General features: G+C 69.7%; 14 protein-coding genes. 8 read left to right on the top strand and 6 right to left on the bottom strand.

The genetic code is table 11. The annotated features are described in order from the left end of the window. Positions 1-42: 42 nt before the first annotated feature. From AUC44_RS06075 to AUC44_RS06065, 3 genes are all read right to left on the bottom strand, one after another. A complete protein-coding gene (locus AUC44_RS06075; RefSeq protein WP_062157840.1) occupies positions 43-837 on the bottom strand; it encodes an FAD binding domain-containing protein in 795 nt (264 codons plus the stop codon). An 88-nt stretch (positions 838-925) separates the two neighbouring features. Further along, entirely contained in the window at positions 926-3,316 is a 2,391-nt protein-coding gene (locus tag AUC44_RS06070; protein ID WP_062157839.1) for a xanthine dehydrogenase family protein molybdopterin-binding subunit, read from the bottom strand. A 123-nt stretch (positions 3,317-3,439) separates the two neighbouring features. Next, positions 3,440-3,925 (bottom strand): (2Fe-2S)-binding protein, encoded by a 486-nt coding sequence (locus AUC44_RS06065; protein WP_062157838.1) that lies wholly within the window; start codon positions 3,923-3,925, stop codon positions 3,440-3,442. A 310-nt stretch (positions 3,926-4,235) separates the two neighbouring features. Between AUC44_RS06065 and AUC44_RS06060 the strand changes: the two genes are divergently transcribed. From AUC44_RS06060 to AUC44_RS06040, 5 genes are all read left to right on the top strand, one after another. Then, the gene (locus tag AUC44_RS06060) at positions 4,236-5,468 is read left to right on the top strand and encodes a helix-turn-helix domain-containing protein (protein WP_062157837.1); all 1,233 of its coding nucleotides are present in this window, start codon (positions 4,236-4,238) and stop codon (positions 5,466-5,468) included. A gap of 52 nt (positions 5,469-5,520) precedes the next feature. Next, the gene (locus tag AUC44_RS06055) at positions 5,521-6,753 is read left to right on the top strand and encodes an MFS transporter (RefSeq protein ID WP_062157836.1); all 1,233 of its coding nucleotides are present in this window, start codon (positions 5,521-5,523) and stop codon (positions 6,751-6,753) included. 184 nt (positions 6,754-6,937) lie between these two features. Next, positions 6,938-8,077 carry an NAD(P)/FAD-dependent oxidoreductase gene (locus tag AUC44_RS06050; protein WP_062157835.1) on the top strand — a complete coding sequence of 380 codons (1,140 nt, stop codon included), beginning with the start codon at positions 6,938-6,940 and terminating at the stop codon, positions 8,075-8,077. A gap of 405 nt (positions 8,078-8,482) precedes the next feature. Continuing rightward, on the top strand, positions 8,483-8,812 hold the full coding sequence (locus AUC44_RS06045; protein ID WP_062157834.1) for a PadR family transcriptional regulator: 330 nt from the start codon (positions 8,483-8,485) through the stop codon (positions 8,810-8,812). Beyond that, positions 8,809-9,921, top strand: coding sequence for a permease prefix domain 1-containing protein (locus tag AUC44_RS06040; protein ID WP_062157833.1), 1,113 nt, complete (start codon positions 8,809-8,811; stop codon positions 9,919-9,921). The genes AUC44_RS06045 and AUC44_RS06040 overlap by 4 nt, the downstream gene beginning before the upstream one ends. Here the strand turns inward: AUC44_RS06040 and AUC44_RS06035 are convergent. Beyond that, positions 9,918-10,379 (bottom strand): TlpA family protein disulfide reductase, encoded by a 462-nt coding sequence (locus AUC44_RS06035; protein WP_062157832.1) that lies wholly within the window; start codon positions 10,377-10,379, stop codon positions 9,918-9,920. The genes AUC44_RS06040 and AUC44_RS06035 overlap by 4 nt on opposite strands. Positions 10,380-10,423: 44 nt before the next feature. On the opposite strand from AUC44_RS06035, the gene AUC44_RS06030 reads away from it, so the two are divergent. Beyond that, positions 10,424-11,191: an ABC transporter substrate-binding protein gene (locus tag AUC44_RS06030; protein ID WP_062157831.1), complete on the top strand. Its 768-nt coding sequence runs from the start codon at positions 10,424-10,426 to the stop codon at positions 11,189-11,191. A gap of 65 nt (positions 11,192-11,256) precedes the next feature. Here AUC44_RS06030 and AUC44_RS06025 read toward each other — a convergent pair whose 3' ends face one another. Both AUC44_RS06025 and AUC44_RS06020 read right to left on the bottom strand, forming a co-directional pair. Next, entirely contained in the window at positions 11,257-11,580 is a 324-nt protein-coding gene (locus AUC44_RS06025; protein ID WP_062157830.1) for a DMT family transporter, read from the bottom strand. Further along, the gene (locus AUC44_RS06020) at positions 11,577-11,981 is read right to left on the bottom strand and encodes a DMT family transporter (RefSeq protein ID WP_062157829.1); all 405 of its coding nucleotides are present in this window, start codon (positions 11,979-11,981) and stop codon (positions 11,577-11,579) included. Before AUC44_RS06020 ends, AUC44_RS06025 begins: the two co-directional genes overlap by 4 nt. Before the next feature lie 208 nt (positions 11,982-12,189). On the opposite strand from AUC44_RS06020, the gene AUC44_RS06015 reads away from it, so the two are divergent. Together AUC44_RS06015 and AUC44_RS06010 are read left to right on the top strand one after the other, a co-directional pair. Then, entirely contained in the window at positions 12,190-12,885 is a 696-nt protein-coding gene (locus AUC44_RS06015) for an amino acid ABC transporter permease (protein WP_062157828.1), read from the top strand. 555 nt (positions 12,886-13,440) lie between these two features. Next, a complete protein-coding gene (locus tag AUC44_RS06010) occupies positions 13,441-15,036 on the top strand; it encodes an AfsR/SARP family transcriptional regulator (RefSeq protein ID WP_062157827.1) in 1,596 nt (531 codons plus the stop codon). Positions 15,037-15,075: the final 39 nt, after the last annotated feature.

The raw sequence follows: 15,075 nt of genomic DNA, 5'->3' as shown, positions 1-15,075 counted from the left end.
GGGCGCCCACTCCACGAGCGGGAGTGGGCGCCACTGTGGAGCTCAGCCGAGGCGTTCGACCGCGCGCGCCGAGAGGACGTCCACGAGGTGCGCGCGGTACTCGGCGCTGGCGAAGCGGTCCCCGAGAAGGTCGCCCGCGTCCACCAGTCCGGTGGGGACCGCCTGCGAGCCGTTCACGGCGTCCTCCAGTTTCGTCAGGCGGTGCGCCTTCTCGGCCGCGCCGGTGTACGCGGCGCGCACGCTGCCGTCCGCGTGCCGCACCACGGCCACGCCCACGACGGCGTAGTGGCTGGCGGGGTGACGGAACTTCTCGTACGCGCTCGCCTGGGTGGTGGCGGGAATGCGGATGTGGGTCAGGAGCTCGCCGGGCTGCACGGCACTCTCGAACATGCCCTGGAACATGTCGTCGGCGTGCACGGTGCGCTCCCCACCGAGGCCGCGGATGACGAATTCCACACCCAGGGCCAGGGCGGCGGCGGGGTAGTCGGCGCTGGGGTCGGCGTGCGCCAGGCTGCCGCCGATGGTGCCGCGGTTGCGCACCATCGGGTCGCCCACCCAGCCGGCCACCTCGGGAAACAGCGGCAGGTCGCTGCGCAGCACGTCCGCGTGGGTGGTCATGGCGCCGACCACCCAGTGGTCCCCGTCCCGCCGGATGCCCTTCATCTCCTGGATGCCCCAGATGTCCAGCAGCGCGGGCGGCTGCGCCAGCCGGAGCTTCATGGCGGGCAGCAGGCTGTGCCCCCCCGCGATGACCTTCAGGTCAGGATTCTCGGCAAGCGCGGCCAGGGCCTGATCGACACTCTCGGCCTTGTGGTACTCGAAACTGGCTGGATACATATATCCCTCCGGGATGGGGGTGATGGGTGAAAGGTGACCGTTGATGGAGAAGGTTGGCGGTTTTCATCAGCCTTCTCCCATCGACGTTTCAGTCGTCGGCGGCCTGCAGCTGGCTGGCCCGCGCGTCTTTCAGGGCGCGCCAGACCTTCTCGGCGGTGTAGGGCATATCGAGGTGCGCGATGCCCGCCTCGTGCCACAGGGCGTCCATGACGGCGTTGGCGACGGCGGCGGTGCTGGCGATCGTGCCGGCCTCGCCGATGCCCTTGACGCCCAGGGGGTTGTGGGGGCTGGGGGTGACGGTGTGGCCGTGCTGGATGAACGGCACGTCGTCCGCGCGGGGCATGGCGTACTCCATGTACGTCCCGGCCAGCAGGTTGCCGTCCTCGTCGTACGCGGCTTCTTCCAGCAGCGCCTGGCCCATGCCCTGCGCGACGCCGCCGTGCACCTGTCCCTCGGCGATCAGGGGGTTGATGAGGGGGCCGCAGTCGTCCACGCTGCCGTAGCCGCGCAGTTTCACGTGGCCGGTGTCGGTGTCGATCTCCACGACAGCGATGTGCGTCCCGAAGGGGTACACGAAGTTCTTCGGGTCGTAGAAGGCGGTGGCTTCCAGGCCGGGTTCGAGGTCAGCGGGGTAGTTGTGCGCGAGGTGGGCCATCAGCGCGATGTCGAAGAAGGTCTTGCTCTTGTCCGGCGCGCCCTTGATGCGGAACACGCCGCCCTCGTGCTCAATGTCGTCCTCGCTGGCTTCCAGGAGGTGCGCGGCGATCTTCTTCATCTTGGCGGTGATCTTCTGCAGCGCGAGTTTCAGGGCGCTGCCGCCCACGGCCGCCGAGCGGCTGCCGTAGGTGCCCCAGCCGTAGGGCATGCGGCCGGTATCCCCGTGGATGAGTTCGATGTCCTCAATGGGAATCTGGAGTTCGTCGGCGGCGATCTGCGGGAAGGCCGTCTCGTGGCCCTGCCCGTGGCTGTGGCTGCCGGTGTACAGTTCGACCTTCCCGGTGGGGTGCACGCGCACGAGGCTCGATTCCCACTGTCCGGCCTGCGCGCCGAGCTGCCCGACCAGGGCGCTGGGCGCCAAGCCGCAGGCTTCCAGGAAGGAGATCAGGCCCACGCCCAGAATCTTCTTTCCGCCTTTCATGCGGGCCTGTTCCTCGCGCAGCGCGGCGTAGTTCATCATCTGCATGGCCTGATCCAGCGCGGGTTCGTAGTCGCCGCTGTCATACACGAGCGCCACCGGGGTCTGGTAGGGGAACTCGTCGGGCTGGATGAAGTTCTGGCGGCGGAATTCGGCCGGGTCGAGGTTCAGTTCGTGCGCGGCCATGTCCACGATCCGTTCGATGAGGTACGTGGCCTCGGGGCGGCCCGCGCCGCGGTAGGCGTCCACGGGCACGGTGTTCGTCATGACGCCCGTGACCTTGGCGTGAATGGCGGGCATCTTGTACACGCCGTTCAGCAGCGTGCCGTACAGGTACGTGGGCACGGCGGGCGCGAAGAGCGTCTGGTACGCGCCGAGGTTCGCGTGGGTATTTACGCGGAAGCCCAGGATCTTGCCGTCCTCGCTGACGGCCAGTTCGGCCTCGGTGTCGTGGTCGCGGCCCTGCGCGTCGCTGACGAAGGCCTCGCTGCGCCGCGCGGTCCACTTGACGGGGCGGCCGATCAGGCGTGAGGCGAGCAGCACGATGACCTCTTCCTGGTACTGGAAGATCTTCGTGCCGAAGCCGCCGCCCACGTCGGGGCTGATCACGCGCAGCTTGTGTTCGGGGATGCTCATCACGAACGCCGCGAGGATCAGGCGGTGAATGTGGGGGTTCTGGCTGGTGGTGTACAGCAGGTAGTCGCCGCCCGCCGGGGTGAACTGCGCGAGGCTGCTGCGCGGCTCGATGGGGTTGGCGACCAGCCGGTGGTTACGCAGTTTCACGCGGACGGTGCGGGCCGCGCCCTTGAAGGCCTCGGTGGTGGCGGCCTCGTCGCCGATCTCCCAGTGGAAGGCGACGTTCCCGGGCACGTCGTCGTGCACCAGGGGCGCGCCGTCGGCCAGCGCGGCGTGGGTGGTCGCCACGGCGGGCAGGGCGTCGTAATCGACTTCCAGCGCGGCGGCGGCGTCCTCGGCCTGCGCGCGCGTCTCGGCGATCACGACCGCCACGATGTCGCCGACATGGTTCGCTTCGTTCAGGGCGATGGCGGGATGCGCGGGCGTCTTCAGGTCCGGGAGCAGCCAGCCGACCGGGATGCTGCCCAGCCCGGCCTCCTGCACGTCCTGCCCGGTCAGCACGCGCAGGACGCCCGGCATGTCCTTCACCGAGTCGGTGTTGATGCCCGTGATCTTCGCGTGTGCGTAGGGGCTGCGCACCATCGCGGCGTGCACCATGCCGTGCAGCACCATGTCGTCGGTGTAGTTGCCGGTGCCGGTGATGAAGCGCGGGTCCTCCTTGCGCTTGAGGGCCTGACCGAAATACTTGTCCGTCCGGGTCTCGCTCATGGGGTGATGCCTCCCTGGGCTGTGGAGAAGAGCAGTGAATCTGAGGGGCCAGGCGTCTGAAGGTCAAAAAGGATCAGCGGAGTCCGGTTCTGGACACTGTGACCGTTCGACCCTCGGCCCAGGTCAGTCGTCGGCGGCCTGCGAGGCGCCCTGCATGGCACCGGCGGCGTGCTGCACGGCCTTGACGATGTTGTGGTACCCGGTGCAGCGGCAGTAGTTCCCTTCCAGGTGGTGGCGGATCTGGTCCTCGCTGGGGTTGGGGTTGTGCTTGAGGAGTTCGGCGGAGGCCATGATCATGCCGGGCGTGCAGAACCCGCACTGGAGGCCGTGTTCCTCCCAGAAGCCGGTCTGGAGGGGGTGCAGGTCGCCGGGCGTGCCGAGGCCCTCGATGGTCGTGACGTCGGCGCCCTGCGCCTGGACGGCCAGGAGGGTGCAGCTCTTGACGGCGTCGCCGTTCACGTGCACGGTGCACGCGCCGCACTGGCTGGTGTCGCAGCCGACGTGCGTGCCGGTCAGGCCGAGGTCCTCGCGGACGAAGTGGACGAGGAGCGTCCTGGGCTCCACGTCACGGGTGTAGGTCTTGCCGTTCACTGTCAGGGTGACGTTCATGCGGGCCTCCCACGGGTGGGGTGGAATGAAGGGGTTCCAGAGGGCTGGAAGCTGAGTTGTCTGACCGACTCCATCTAAACACACCAAGGTTGGAAAAGGGTGCGTGGCGGGGCACACTCGCCCTCCACCCCGCCCGCGCCCAGGCGCCCCCCTCCCCCGCCGGGGTGTGCAGACGCGTCCCGAGCCGCGCCTCCCCCCGGCGCAGCGGAAGTGCTAGCGTGGGGCATCATCCGCTGTTCGCCGCCCCACTGCGCCCCGCCGTGGGCCGCCCCGACTCCGCGCGGCGCTGGCCGCCTCACGAGGACGCGCCATGAACGACAGATTGACGCTGGAACGGCAGCACCTGATCCGCGCCTGGCACCGTTTCGTGTCCCGGCACCCGGCGCCCGCCCCGGCGGACCCACCGGCGCCCGCCGACACGCCCGTCACGCAGGAGGTCGCGGCGTCGTGGGCACGCTCGTCGCTGACCGTGCCGCCCGAACGGGTCAGCGCGCCCGTGAAGGCCGAGGCGGACGTGCAGCACGCCTGGCAGGAGAGCCCGCTGAAGTACGGCGTGCGCGGCCTGATCCCGGAGCTGCGCCGCCTGGCCGAGGAGGCCGACCTGATCGTGGCGGTGGGGGACGTGGACGGCACGCTGCTGTGGACGCAGGGGAGCGAACGCATGACCGGGCTGGCCCGCAGCGTGAATTTCGTGCCGGGCGGCCAGTGGGGCGAGGGCAGCGTGGGCACGAACGCGCTGGCGCTGTCGCTGCGCACGCGCCAGCCGGTGCGGGTGTTCAGCGCCGAGCACTACGTGCAGACCGTGCACGACTGGGTGTGTTACTCCAGTCCGATCCGCGACACCGGTACGGGCGCGCTGCTGGGCGTGCTGGACATCAGCAGCACCTGGGAGCACAGCACGCCGCTGGGCCTGGCGAGCGCGCGGCACTACGCCGCGCAGATTGAGCAGGCCATCGGGGGGCGCCCGCGCAGCCCGGCGGCGGCCCTGAACCTCGCGTTCTGCGGTCCGGCGCGCGTGACCTTCGGCGGGCAGCACCTGCACCTCACGCCCCGGCAGCATGAACTGCTGTGCGTGCTGGCCCTGAACCCGGGCGGGCTGAGCCTGGACGCCCTGCACGCGCACGTGTACGGGGACCAGCCGATCAGCCTGAGCACCCTGAAATCCGAGGTGAGCACGCTGCGCGCGCTGCTGGGCGGGCAGATCGCGTCGCGGCCGTACCGCCTGGGCGTGCCGCTGACGCTGGACGTGCAGCGCGTCGAGGAGCTGCTGCTGGCCGGGCGGGTGGGCGAGGCGGCCGACCTGTACGACGGGCCGCTGCTGCCGCACTCGGCGTCGCCGCTGCTGACGTACTGGCGCGAGTACCTGGACGCGGCGCTGCGGGAGGCGGTGTGCCGCAGCGGCGACCCGGACCTGCTGTGGCGCTACGCGTCGCGCTTCGACGACCCGGAGTGCCTGGACACCCTGGAGGCCCTGCTGCCCGAGGGCGACCACCGCCGCCCGATTGCGCGGGCGCGGCGCGCGGCGCTGGACGCGGCCCCCTGACCGCCGGGGACCGGACGTCGGCGTCCGGGTCGCGTAGGGTGGGGGGCGCCCGATGACCTCACCTGCCCCTGCCGCCCGCCTGTCCCCGACCGCCGCGCTGATCCTGCTGGCCCTGAGCGTGGTGCTCGGCATGAGCCCGTGGTTCAGTGCGGCCGCCGCGCTGCCGCAGCTGCGTGAAGGCTGGGGCCTGAACGCCTTCCAGGGGTCGTGGCTGACGCTGGCGGTGCAGCTGGGCTTCGTGCTGGGGGCGGTCCTGAGTGCCGCGCTGAACCTCGCCGACCGGGCGCAGCCGCGCGCGTTGATCGCGGCGGGCGCGCTGCTGGCGGCGGGCGCGAACGCGGCCCTGCTGCTGCACCCCGGCCTGTGGGGGGCGCTGCTGGCCCGGGCGGGCGTGGGGGCGGCGCTGGCGCTCGTGTACCCTCCGGCGCTGCGGGCCATGAGCACCTACTTCGTGCGGGGGCGGGGAATGGCGCTGGGGGTGATGGTGGGCGCGCTGACGCTGGGGTCGGCCAGCCCGCACCTGGTGAACGGGCTGGGCGGGGCGGACTGGCGGGTGGTGGTGGGCGTGACGAGTGCGCTGGCGGCGCTGGGTGGGCTGCTGGCGCTACCGGTCCCGCCGGGGCCACTGGCGACGAAGGCCCCGCCGTTCCGTCCGGCGCAGGCGTGGCGGGTCCTGACGGCGCGCGGCCCGGCGCTGGCGACCCTGGGGTACCTGGGGCACATGTGGGAGCTGTACGCCATGTGGACGTGGTTCGCGCTGTTCTTCGGCGGGGTGCTGAGCGGGGCGGGTCAGCCGGACGCGCTGCGGGGCGCGGCGCTGGCGACCTTCGGCGTGGTGGGGGTGGGCGCGCTGGGCTGCGGGGTGGGCGGCGTGCTGGGGGACCGCTGGGGCCGCACGCGCCTGACGGAGCTATCCATGTGGCTGTCGGGCGGCGCGGCGCTGCTCCTGGCCGGGCTGCTGCTGTGGGGCAATCCGGCTCCGGGCGTGGTGCTGGCGCTGAGTCTGTTCTGGGGATTCTGGATCATCGCGGACAGCGCGCAGTTCAGCACGGTCATCAGTGAGATCGCGCCGGGACCGTACGTGGGGACGGCGATGACGGCGCAGCTGGCCCTGGGGTTCACGCTGACCGCCGTGACGATCGCGGTGGTGCCGCCGCTGCTGCCGCGCCTGGGCTGGGGGGGGCTGTTCGCGCTGTGGGCGCTGGGGCCGCTGCTGGGGGCGCTGGCGATGCGGGCGCTGCGGGGCACGCCGGACGCCGCGCGGATTGCCGGCGGGCGGGGGTAGGGGCCGGGGTGAGTCTGGATGAACGGTCTCGGTAGGTCAGACAACACTGTGTGAGCGCCTTCAGGTGTATTTGGTGTAAGATGTACACTGTTGCCGTGTGGAGGCCGGAGGCTTCCAGCGGTGTTTATGAGCCGGTGGGAGCACTCCCATTCGACTCGTGAATTCGTTCACAGGAGAAAGAGACATGAAGACCCTCATCCTCGGTGCTGGTTACTCCGGCCTTGCCGTCGCCACCAAAATGAAGCCCGCCCCCGGCCTCGAAGCCCTGATGGTGGAGCAGAACGCGTACCACACCTTTGAGACCCGCCTGCACGAAGCGGCGGCGCACAACACCCCCGTCACGCTGCCGCTGGCGCCCCTGCTGCGCGGCACCGGCGTGAACCTCGAAAAGGCGCAGGTCGAAGCCGTCAACCTCGACGAGCGTGAAGTCAAGCTCAAGGATGGCCGCGTCCTCACCTACGACACCCTCGTCGTGGGCCTGGGCAGCGTCACCAACTTCTACCGCATCCCCGGCTTGGCCGAGAACGCCTCCGAACTCAAGCAGCTCAGCGACGCCGACGAGATCTTCAACTTCGTCAACCGCGCCTACACCACCGAGTACCAGGGCAACCGCGACATCGTCGTGGGCGGCGCCGGCCTCACCGGCGTGGAACTCGTCACCGAGCTCGCCCAGCGCGCCCAGCTCCTGACCAAGGAACGCGGCCTGCCCCCCTTCAACATCTACCTCGTGGAAGCCGGCCCCAAGATCCTCCCGATCCTCGACGACGCCCTGCGCGCCAAGGCCCAGAAGACCCTCGAGGAATACGGCATCCACATCCTCGTCGGGCACCGCATCACGCAGGCCACCGCCGACACCGTCACCGTGCAGACCGCCGACGGCCAGCAGAAGACCATCGGCGCCGGCAAGATCATCTGGACCGGCGGCATCCAGGCCCGCGACATCGTCAGCGGCAGCAAACTGGAGAAAGGCCCCGGCGGCCGCATCGCCGTGGACGACAAGCTGCGCGCCAAGGGCTACCCCGAGGTGTTCGTGATCGGCGATATGGGCCTCGCGCTGAACCAGGAAGGCAAACCCGTGCCCACCACCGCGCAGCACGCCGGACAGCAGGGCCGCCTGACCGGGAAGAACATCATGCGCCTCGTGCGCGGCGAGGAACCCGAATCCTACGAGCCCACCACCCTGGGCGAGTTCGTGAGCCTGGGCGGCCTGATGGCCGTCGGCTGGATGAAACTCCCCTGGAACCAGAAGCTCGCCATCACCGGCGGCATCGCGCACGTCATGAAACGCGCGAGCGAATGGCGCTGGCGCATCAGCATCGACTGAGCCCCACCCCACTCATCCCCCGGACGCCACACAGGCTCCGGGGGCTTTTCATAGTGGATCCAGCCAGGGAAACCCCCAGGGATCGGCAGCGCCTCCCCTCAAGCCAGCTCAGGAACTGCCAGCGAGGTACTTCGAGTGGCGGCTAGGCCGGATTGCGTGCGTCCCACACAGCCTGGAACGCCGTGATGTCAGATACGGTGAGGCTTGGCTGCGGGGCGGTCAGCATCCAGGAGCGCATGACCCAGCGTGGCACCTCAGTCACCGCAGCACATAGGCCACCCCATACATAGGCAGACTGGGCTTGACAGGCACCAAACCAAGACAGACTATGTAGGCAGACATAGCTATGCAGGGGCCGCAACCACGCAGGACGCTGCGCGGCCGACGCCCCACCCCGGAGCACCCATGAACCCAGACCTGCTGCGCGGCAACCTCGACCTCATTCTCCTGACCCTCCTCGAACAGCAGCCCCTCTACGGCTTCGCGATCATCCAGGCCGCCCGCGACCGCACCGGCGGGTACTTCGACTTCAAGGAAGGCAGCCTCTACCCCGCCCTGCACCGCCTGGAAGCCGAAGGGCTGCTCGCCGCGCAGCACGGCGAGAGCGGCCGCAACGGCAAACCCCGCAAGTACTACGCCATCACCGACCGGGGCCGCGAAACCCTGAACGCCAAACGGCAGGAATTCGCCGCCTTCACCGGCGCCGTCCACCGGCTCGGCGGGACCGGCGCGTGACCACCGCCGCCCACCCCATCCCCCGCGCCCTGACCGCGTACCTGCGCCGCGCCACCTGGGGCCTGCCGGAGGCGCGCCGCCAGGAACTCTGGGATGAACTCGAAGAGCACGTCCTGACGCGCGCCGACCACCTGATGCTGACCGGCCTCACCCCCACTCAGGCCACCGCCCAGGCCATCCGCGAACTCGGGCCACCCGCCCGCGTGACCCTGGGCATGGCAAAGGTGTACACCATGCCAAAACTCATCCTCGCCGCCGCAACCCTCGCTCTCGGCATCAGCGCCGGACTCTACGCCCTCGCGGGTGGGAGCGGGACCGACACGACCCTCACCGTCGTCCGGCAGGCGCCCGTCAAACCGAGCTGCGTGCGCGGCACCAAGCCCTCCGGAGACAACGTCACCATCGTCAGCGAGAAGGCCGGCATCACCTGTTACACCTTCAATGACAGCGAGGTGAACAAGGGCGTCTTCCTGAGAGGCACCGACGTCACCCGAGCCCTGGACGCCCAGGGGGTCACGCTCAGCCGGGACGGCCGGTCGCTGGCCCTGGGGGGCACGTCAGTCAACGCGCGGTTTACCCGTGACGGCGCGGCATTCTTCGACGCCAGCAGTGTCGTCGACCTGCTGGCTCAGACCCGTTCCGTACGGTTCAGCGGGTACACCTCTCCCCGCGTGCAGGTGGGCGACGCCACCCTCCTGCTGAACGCGGGACCGGAGGACATCGGCGCGGCGTTCTACAACTCCAGCAACAGCGTGTTCCTGTCCGCGCTGGTCGGCCAGCCCGTCTGGGGCAGCTACTCTGTCGGGACGAAGACCGGCCCTGAGCACCTGATCTCGACAGGACTCAAGGCGGGCGAGGCTGTCATGCTCGTCACCAGTGGCGGCGGCACGAACTTCATGGTGGATACCGGCAAGGTGGACGCCCAGGGTCGGCTGAGCGTCCACAGTCAGGACCGGCAGCTCCGGTTCGTCTCCAGCCTCGATCAGCTCGGGCCGTACCTGTCCGGGGGCCGCCGCAGCGCCCTGCTCGTGCGGATCACGAACCTGCCGCTGAAGAACCTGAAGTCCGGCGTCTTCGTGCCCGCTCAGGCGACGTCCGACGCCCGTTAAGCCTGATCGTCCCCGGTGTGCCCGGTCCATTCTTCTAGGAGGTACTGGAGTCTGGTCTGGGCGTTGTCCTGGCTGCCGTACACGCTGCGGATGAGGTCGCCGCCGGGCGCGAAGGCCAGCCAGTGGGGGGTGCCCTCGGTGTGCCAGTGTCGGGCGAGGGTGCCGCTGAGGTCGAGGGCGACGGGGAACGGGAGTTTCGCGTAGGTCTGCGCGAACTTTTTCAAGGTGGGTTCGACGTCCTCCCGGGGCAGCTGGCGGTGGCCGTGGCTGGTGTGCACGGCGAGGAGGTGGACGGCGTCGCCGAATTCGGCGTGCAGGCGCTTGAGGAAGGGGACGCCGCGCGAGACGCAGCCGGGGCATTCGAGGTTGAAGGTCATGACGAGGCCGGGCCGCGTCCAGTCCTGCGGTGGGGGGAGGGGGTCGCCGTGGACGAAGTCGGTGGGGGCGGGCCAATCCATGCAGGCAGGGTAAGGCGCGGCGCGCAGGGTTCTATGCTGGGCGCATGAAGCGTTTCGTGATGATTGCGGCGGTGCTGGGCGTGGCGGTGGCGGGCGTGTCCCGGGCGGCGACGGTGGCCGAGGTGAAGAAGAAGGGTGTGCTGGTGCTGGGCACGGACCCGACGTTCGCGCCGTTCGAGTTCAAGGGGCCGGACGGGACGATTCAGGGCTTCGAGATCGATATCGCGCGGGCGGTGGCGAGGGATCTGGGGGTGCGTCTGGAGATCCGCGCGGTGGGCTTCGGGGCGCTGATGCCGCAGGCGGTCACGTCGGGCCGGGTGGACATGGCGATCAGTGCGATCACGATCACGCCGGAGCGGGCGAAGGTGGTGTCGTTCAGCCAGCCGTACTTCCGGTCGGCGCAGGTGTTCATTGTGCGGGCCGGGAATCCCGGGAAGTTCGCGTGGCCCGCGAGCGTGAAGGGCAAGGTGGTTGGCGTGCAGGGGAACACGACGGGGCAGTTCGTGGCGAACGACACGCTGAAACCGAAGGGCGCGACCATCAAGGTGTATGACGATTTCGCGGCGGGACTGGCGGACGTCCGCGCCGGGCGGATTGCGGCGCTGATCGGGGACGCGCCGACGGTGGATGACCTGAAGAAGCGTCTGCCAGGGCAGTTCGACAAGGCCGGCGCGGATCTGGCGGCCGAGGATTACGGCATGGTGTTCAGGAAGGGCAGTGATCTGGCGGCCGCTGCGAACAGGACCCTGGCGCGCCTGAAGGCCAGCGGGGAGTACCAGCAACTGCTCAACAAGTGGATCGTGCAGAAGTAACCGCTTTAGAGGAGGCCGGAGGGGGGTGGGGGATCCATCCGACCGCCGGCCCCTTTCCCTTTGTGTTACGGGGTGAGGCTGAGGACGGCGAGGCTGCCGAGGATCAGGGCGAGGCCCGCCCAGCCGGTGGGGGTCAGGCGGGCGCCGTCGATGCGCCTGCTGAGCAGGGCGGTGGTGACGATGCCCAGGCCGCCCCAGAGGGCGTAGGCGACGGCGACCGGCAGGTCACGCGCGGCGAGGCCGATCAGGCTGAAGGCCAGCAGGACGGTCAGGACGGCGCCCACGAAGTACGCGGGGCGGGCGAGGCCGTCGCTGCGTTTCAGGAGGAGGTTCGCCAGGACGTCCAGCAGGGCGGCCCCCAGGATCAGGAGGGCGGTGGGGAGGGTCATGCGGGTTGCCCCCCGGTGGGTGCGGGGCGGGCCGGGTCGTCTGCCGGAGGCGGCGTGTCCGTGGCGGGCTGCCGGGTGGCAGGGTGGTGGGTGCCGTGGCCGAGGAGGGCGCTGCAGAGCAGCAGGCCGCCCAGCGCGAGCAGGTGCGTGCGGGGCAGGTGCTCGCCCAGCAGGGTGGCGCCCAGGACGGTGAGGCTCAGGAGGCCCAGCGCTTCCCAGGTGGCGAAGGCCACGGCGACCGGGATCTGCCGGAACGCGCGGGAGAGCAGGTAGAACGCGCCGGTCAGCTGGGCGTACGTGAGCAGCGCGCGCGTCAGCGGCTGGTCGTGCAGGTGTTTCAGGCTGAGGGTGCCGCTGACCTCCAGGGCAATGGCCGTCAGGAGGTACAGCCAGGCGCGCATGGGGGAATCACCTTCCGTGGGGCGGGCGTGGGTATGGGGGGCCGCCCCGGTCTGCTGTCCAGCGTACAGGACCATGTGAAACGCATGGGGTGGGGGTGCACGTTTCGTGAAGAGGGGATGCCTGAGGGGTCAGCTCTGCCCTATGGTGGGGCCGTGAAGGTGTCCGCGTGAAGGAATCGAACGGTCGTGTGTCCGCCGGGGTGCGCCCGTGACGGCGGTGCTGGAGGGATTCCGGACGGTGCTGTCCGGGGAGTACCCGCGCCTGCTGCTCTCGGGCCTGGGCCTGACGCTCGCGGTGAGCATCTGCGCCCTGGCGGTATCGGTGCTCGTGGGCACAGCGCTGGGGGCGGCGCGGGTACTGCGCGTGCCGGTGCTGGGGCGGCTGGGCGACGCGTACGTGACGGTGGTGCGGGGCATTCCGCTGATCGTGCTGCTGTCGGTGGTGTACTACGGCCTGCCGACGCTGGGCGTGACCCTGCCGGATTTTCCGGCGGCGGTGCTGGCGCTGGGGCTGTACTCGGCGGCCTACACGAGTGAGATCGTGCGCGGCGGGATCAGCAGTGTTCCGGCGGGGCAGGCGGAGGCGGCGCGCAGCCTGGGGCTCAGCCGGGGGCAGGCGCTGCGGTTCGTGGTGCTGCCGCAGGCGTGGCGGGTGGCGCTGCCCGCGCTGGGCAATGAGTTCATCAGCCTGATCCTGGGCAGCAGTCTGGCGAGCGCGGTGACCTTGCAGGAACTGTTCAGTCAGGGGCGGTACATCACGAACGCCACGTACCGGCAGTTCGAGGTCTACGCCGTGCTGGCGCTGGTGTACTTCCTGCTGACGTTCGTGCTGTCGCGGCTGGTGCGCGCGCTGGAGGCGCGTCTGAGCCGGGGCGTGACACTGCCGGAACGGCGCGTGATCTGAACGCGGGGGTGGGGAATCGAGGCGGCGTGGGCCGCCTTTTTTCCTGCCGTTTTTCATGGGGCGGTAGGGATTGTGGCCTGCTGCGGGGCCAGGGTGAGGTCGGTGATCTGGCGTGTGCGCTCTGGGTGAGGTGGCGCATGCCCCCGTACGCTCATTCTGCTATTTGCGAAATGCATGACATTGTTCTATAATTTACATAGTCATTGGGGTGCCCCCGACCGACCCTGAATTCTCCGATTCAATCCACGTTGCACCGGAACCCTTCACCCCAGCGATGCCTGAGGTGAACGGCGTTTCACACCTACTGGCGGCCCGAAGCGGGTGACATCCCGCTCTGGTGGCCGCGCCACCTCCCCCACCCGCAGTCGGCCCAGACCATCCGGTATTCCATGCACCCCGGACAGGCCGCGACTGGAGCTGTATTATGTTTTCGGCGTATTTTTTGATCTGGATCTTCCGCCTGTTCGCCGACCTGGGTTTCCCGTTCAACGCGCCTCTCCTGGCAAATGACGATGAGCGGCCCCGCGGATGAAAGAGATTCGTTAAGCTCTCGCTGTGGCCGATCCCCTCATCACGCTCCGGCAACTGCTACTCCGTGACGACGCCGAGGGAACGCTGAATCACCTGATCCGGACAGCCCAACATTCGAGCAGGGCGGCGGACGTCCTGCCGGTCATCGCGGCCCTGCCGGAGGTTCCGCAGGACTGGATCGGCAGCGAACTGGGCGGCCTCGCTCTGGCCTGGCTGTTCTTTCGGGGGATGCAGCACCGCCAGCTCGACGATCTGCTGGACGCCCGGCCCCCCGGGCAACTTCTGCCGTTCCGCGCCCACCTGCACCTGATTCACCGGCGCAGCGACCTGGCCCTGAATCTCGCGCGCCTCAGCGTCCTGCAGGCGCCCGACGGCCCCACCCGTTCGGTCACCCTTACGCAACTGGCGGGGGCGGCGGCCCTGCTGAACCTCCCAACGTGGAAGGAGCTGTACCGGTTCCAGATCGCTCAGGCACCACCCATCTACAGGGGGCTGGCCCGCGTTCAGTTCGCCTTCGACCTGCAACACCATCAGGAAGTGGGCGAGGCGACCACCGAACTCACGCGGGCGCTGGGTGACCTGCGGCACGATCCGACGACCTCCACCTACGTCTACCGGACGCTCGTGTCCATCGCCCTCGACACCAACCAACCAGGCGCAGCGCTGAATGCCCTGCGAAAGGCAGAATCGATAGCCCAGGACGGCCTGCTCGCCTCAGAACTGTTCCTGCCGCGGGCAATGCTCACCATAAGTCTGGCTCAGTATCCCATCACGCTCAGAACGGCCATCTCCGCCCGCGAGTGCGTTTCCGCTCCGGATCGGCTGGCCGCAACGCTGGTCATAGGAGCGCAGGCGCTGGCCCTCTCGGGACAGACGTTCGAGGCCGTCCTGATGGCTCAGGAAGCGGCTGCGCTGCACCGGGTGCTGGACTCGGGTCGGCACGCGGTCCTCAACCACCTGACGCTGGCGTACCTGCACGCGGGGGATCTGCCGCGCGCCCAGGAAGCCCTGAGCCGCGCGGACAGTTACTCGCAGCATGCGGGGACCCTCTCCTGGCTGGCCCGCGCGGAGTGCGCCCGGCAGGCGGGCGGCGAGCCCCTGCCGCCCAGTGACGGCATCCGCGCGCAGCTGGCGACGCTGCGGTGGTCGTGGGTGCGCGCGTACCTGCCCGCGCTGCTGGAGCAGTACGGGGTGGTGACGTTCGCGCCGCCGGAGTGGACGGTGCGGGTCAGTCTGGCCGGGCCGGTGCGGGTGTGGATGTCCGGCGACGAGTTGCCGCTGCGCTCCACGCGGCCCGAGGCAGGCCTGCTGGCGCTGCTGGTGACGGCGGGGGGGCAGGTGTCGCGCGAGCGGGCGCTGGACGCGCTGGACCTACCGGGGAAGACGCCGACCGCGCGGCGCAAGGCGCTGAGTGCGGCGGTGGCGGCGCTGCGCGAGTTGCTGGGCTGGCCGGGGGCGCTGACGGTGGACGGTGGGGTGCTGCGACTGTCGGACGCGCCGCGCTGGGAGGAACCGACGCTGCCGGGGCCGGGGCGGGAGGATTTCTTCTGCGAGGGCCGCTTCGATCCGTGGGTGCTGGAGTGGCGGGAGGAGCGGTCGCTGGGCGGAGTTCCGGATTGAATTCTTATTGATCCAGTCTTCTCAAAAATATGGACGTTT

It is taken from the genome of Deinococcus actinosclerus (assembly GCF_001507665.1).
Classification (GTDB): Bacteria; Deinococcota; Deinococci; order Deinococcales; family Deinococcaceae; genus Deinococcus; species Deinococcus actinosclerus.
The sequence above is the reverse complement of the archived record's forward strand: the minus strand, read 5'-3'. Positions and strand labels throughout refer to the sequence as shown.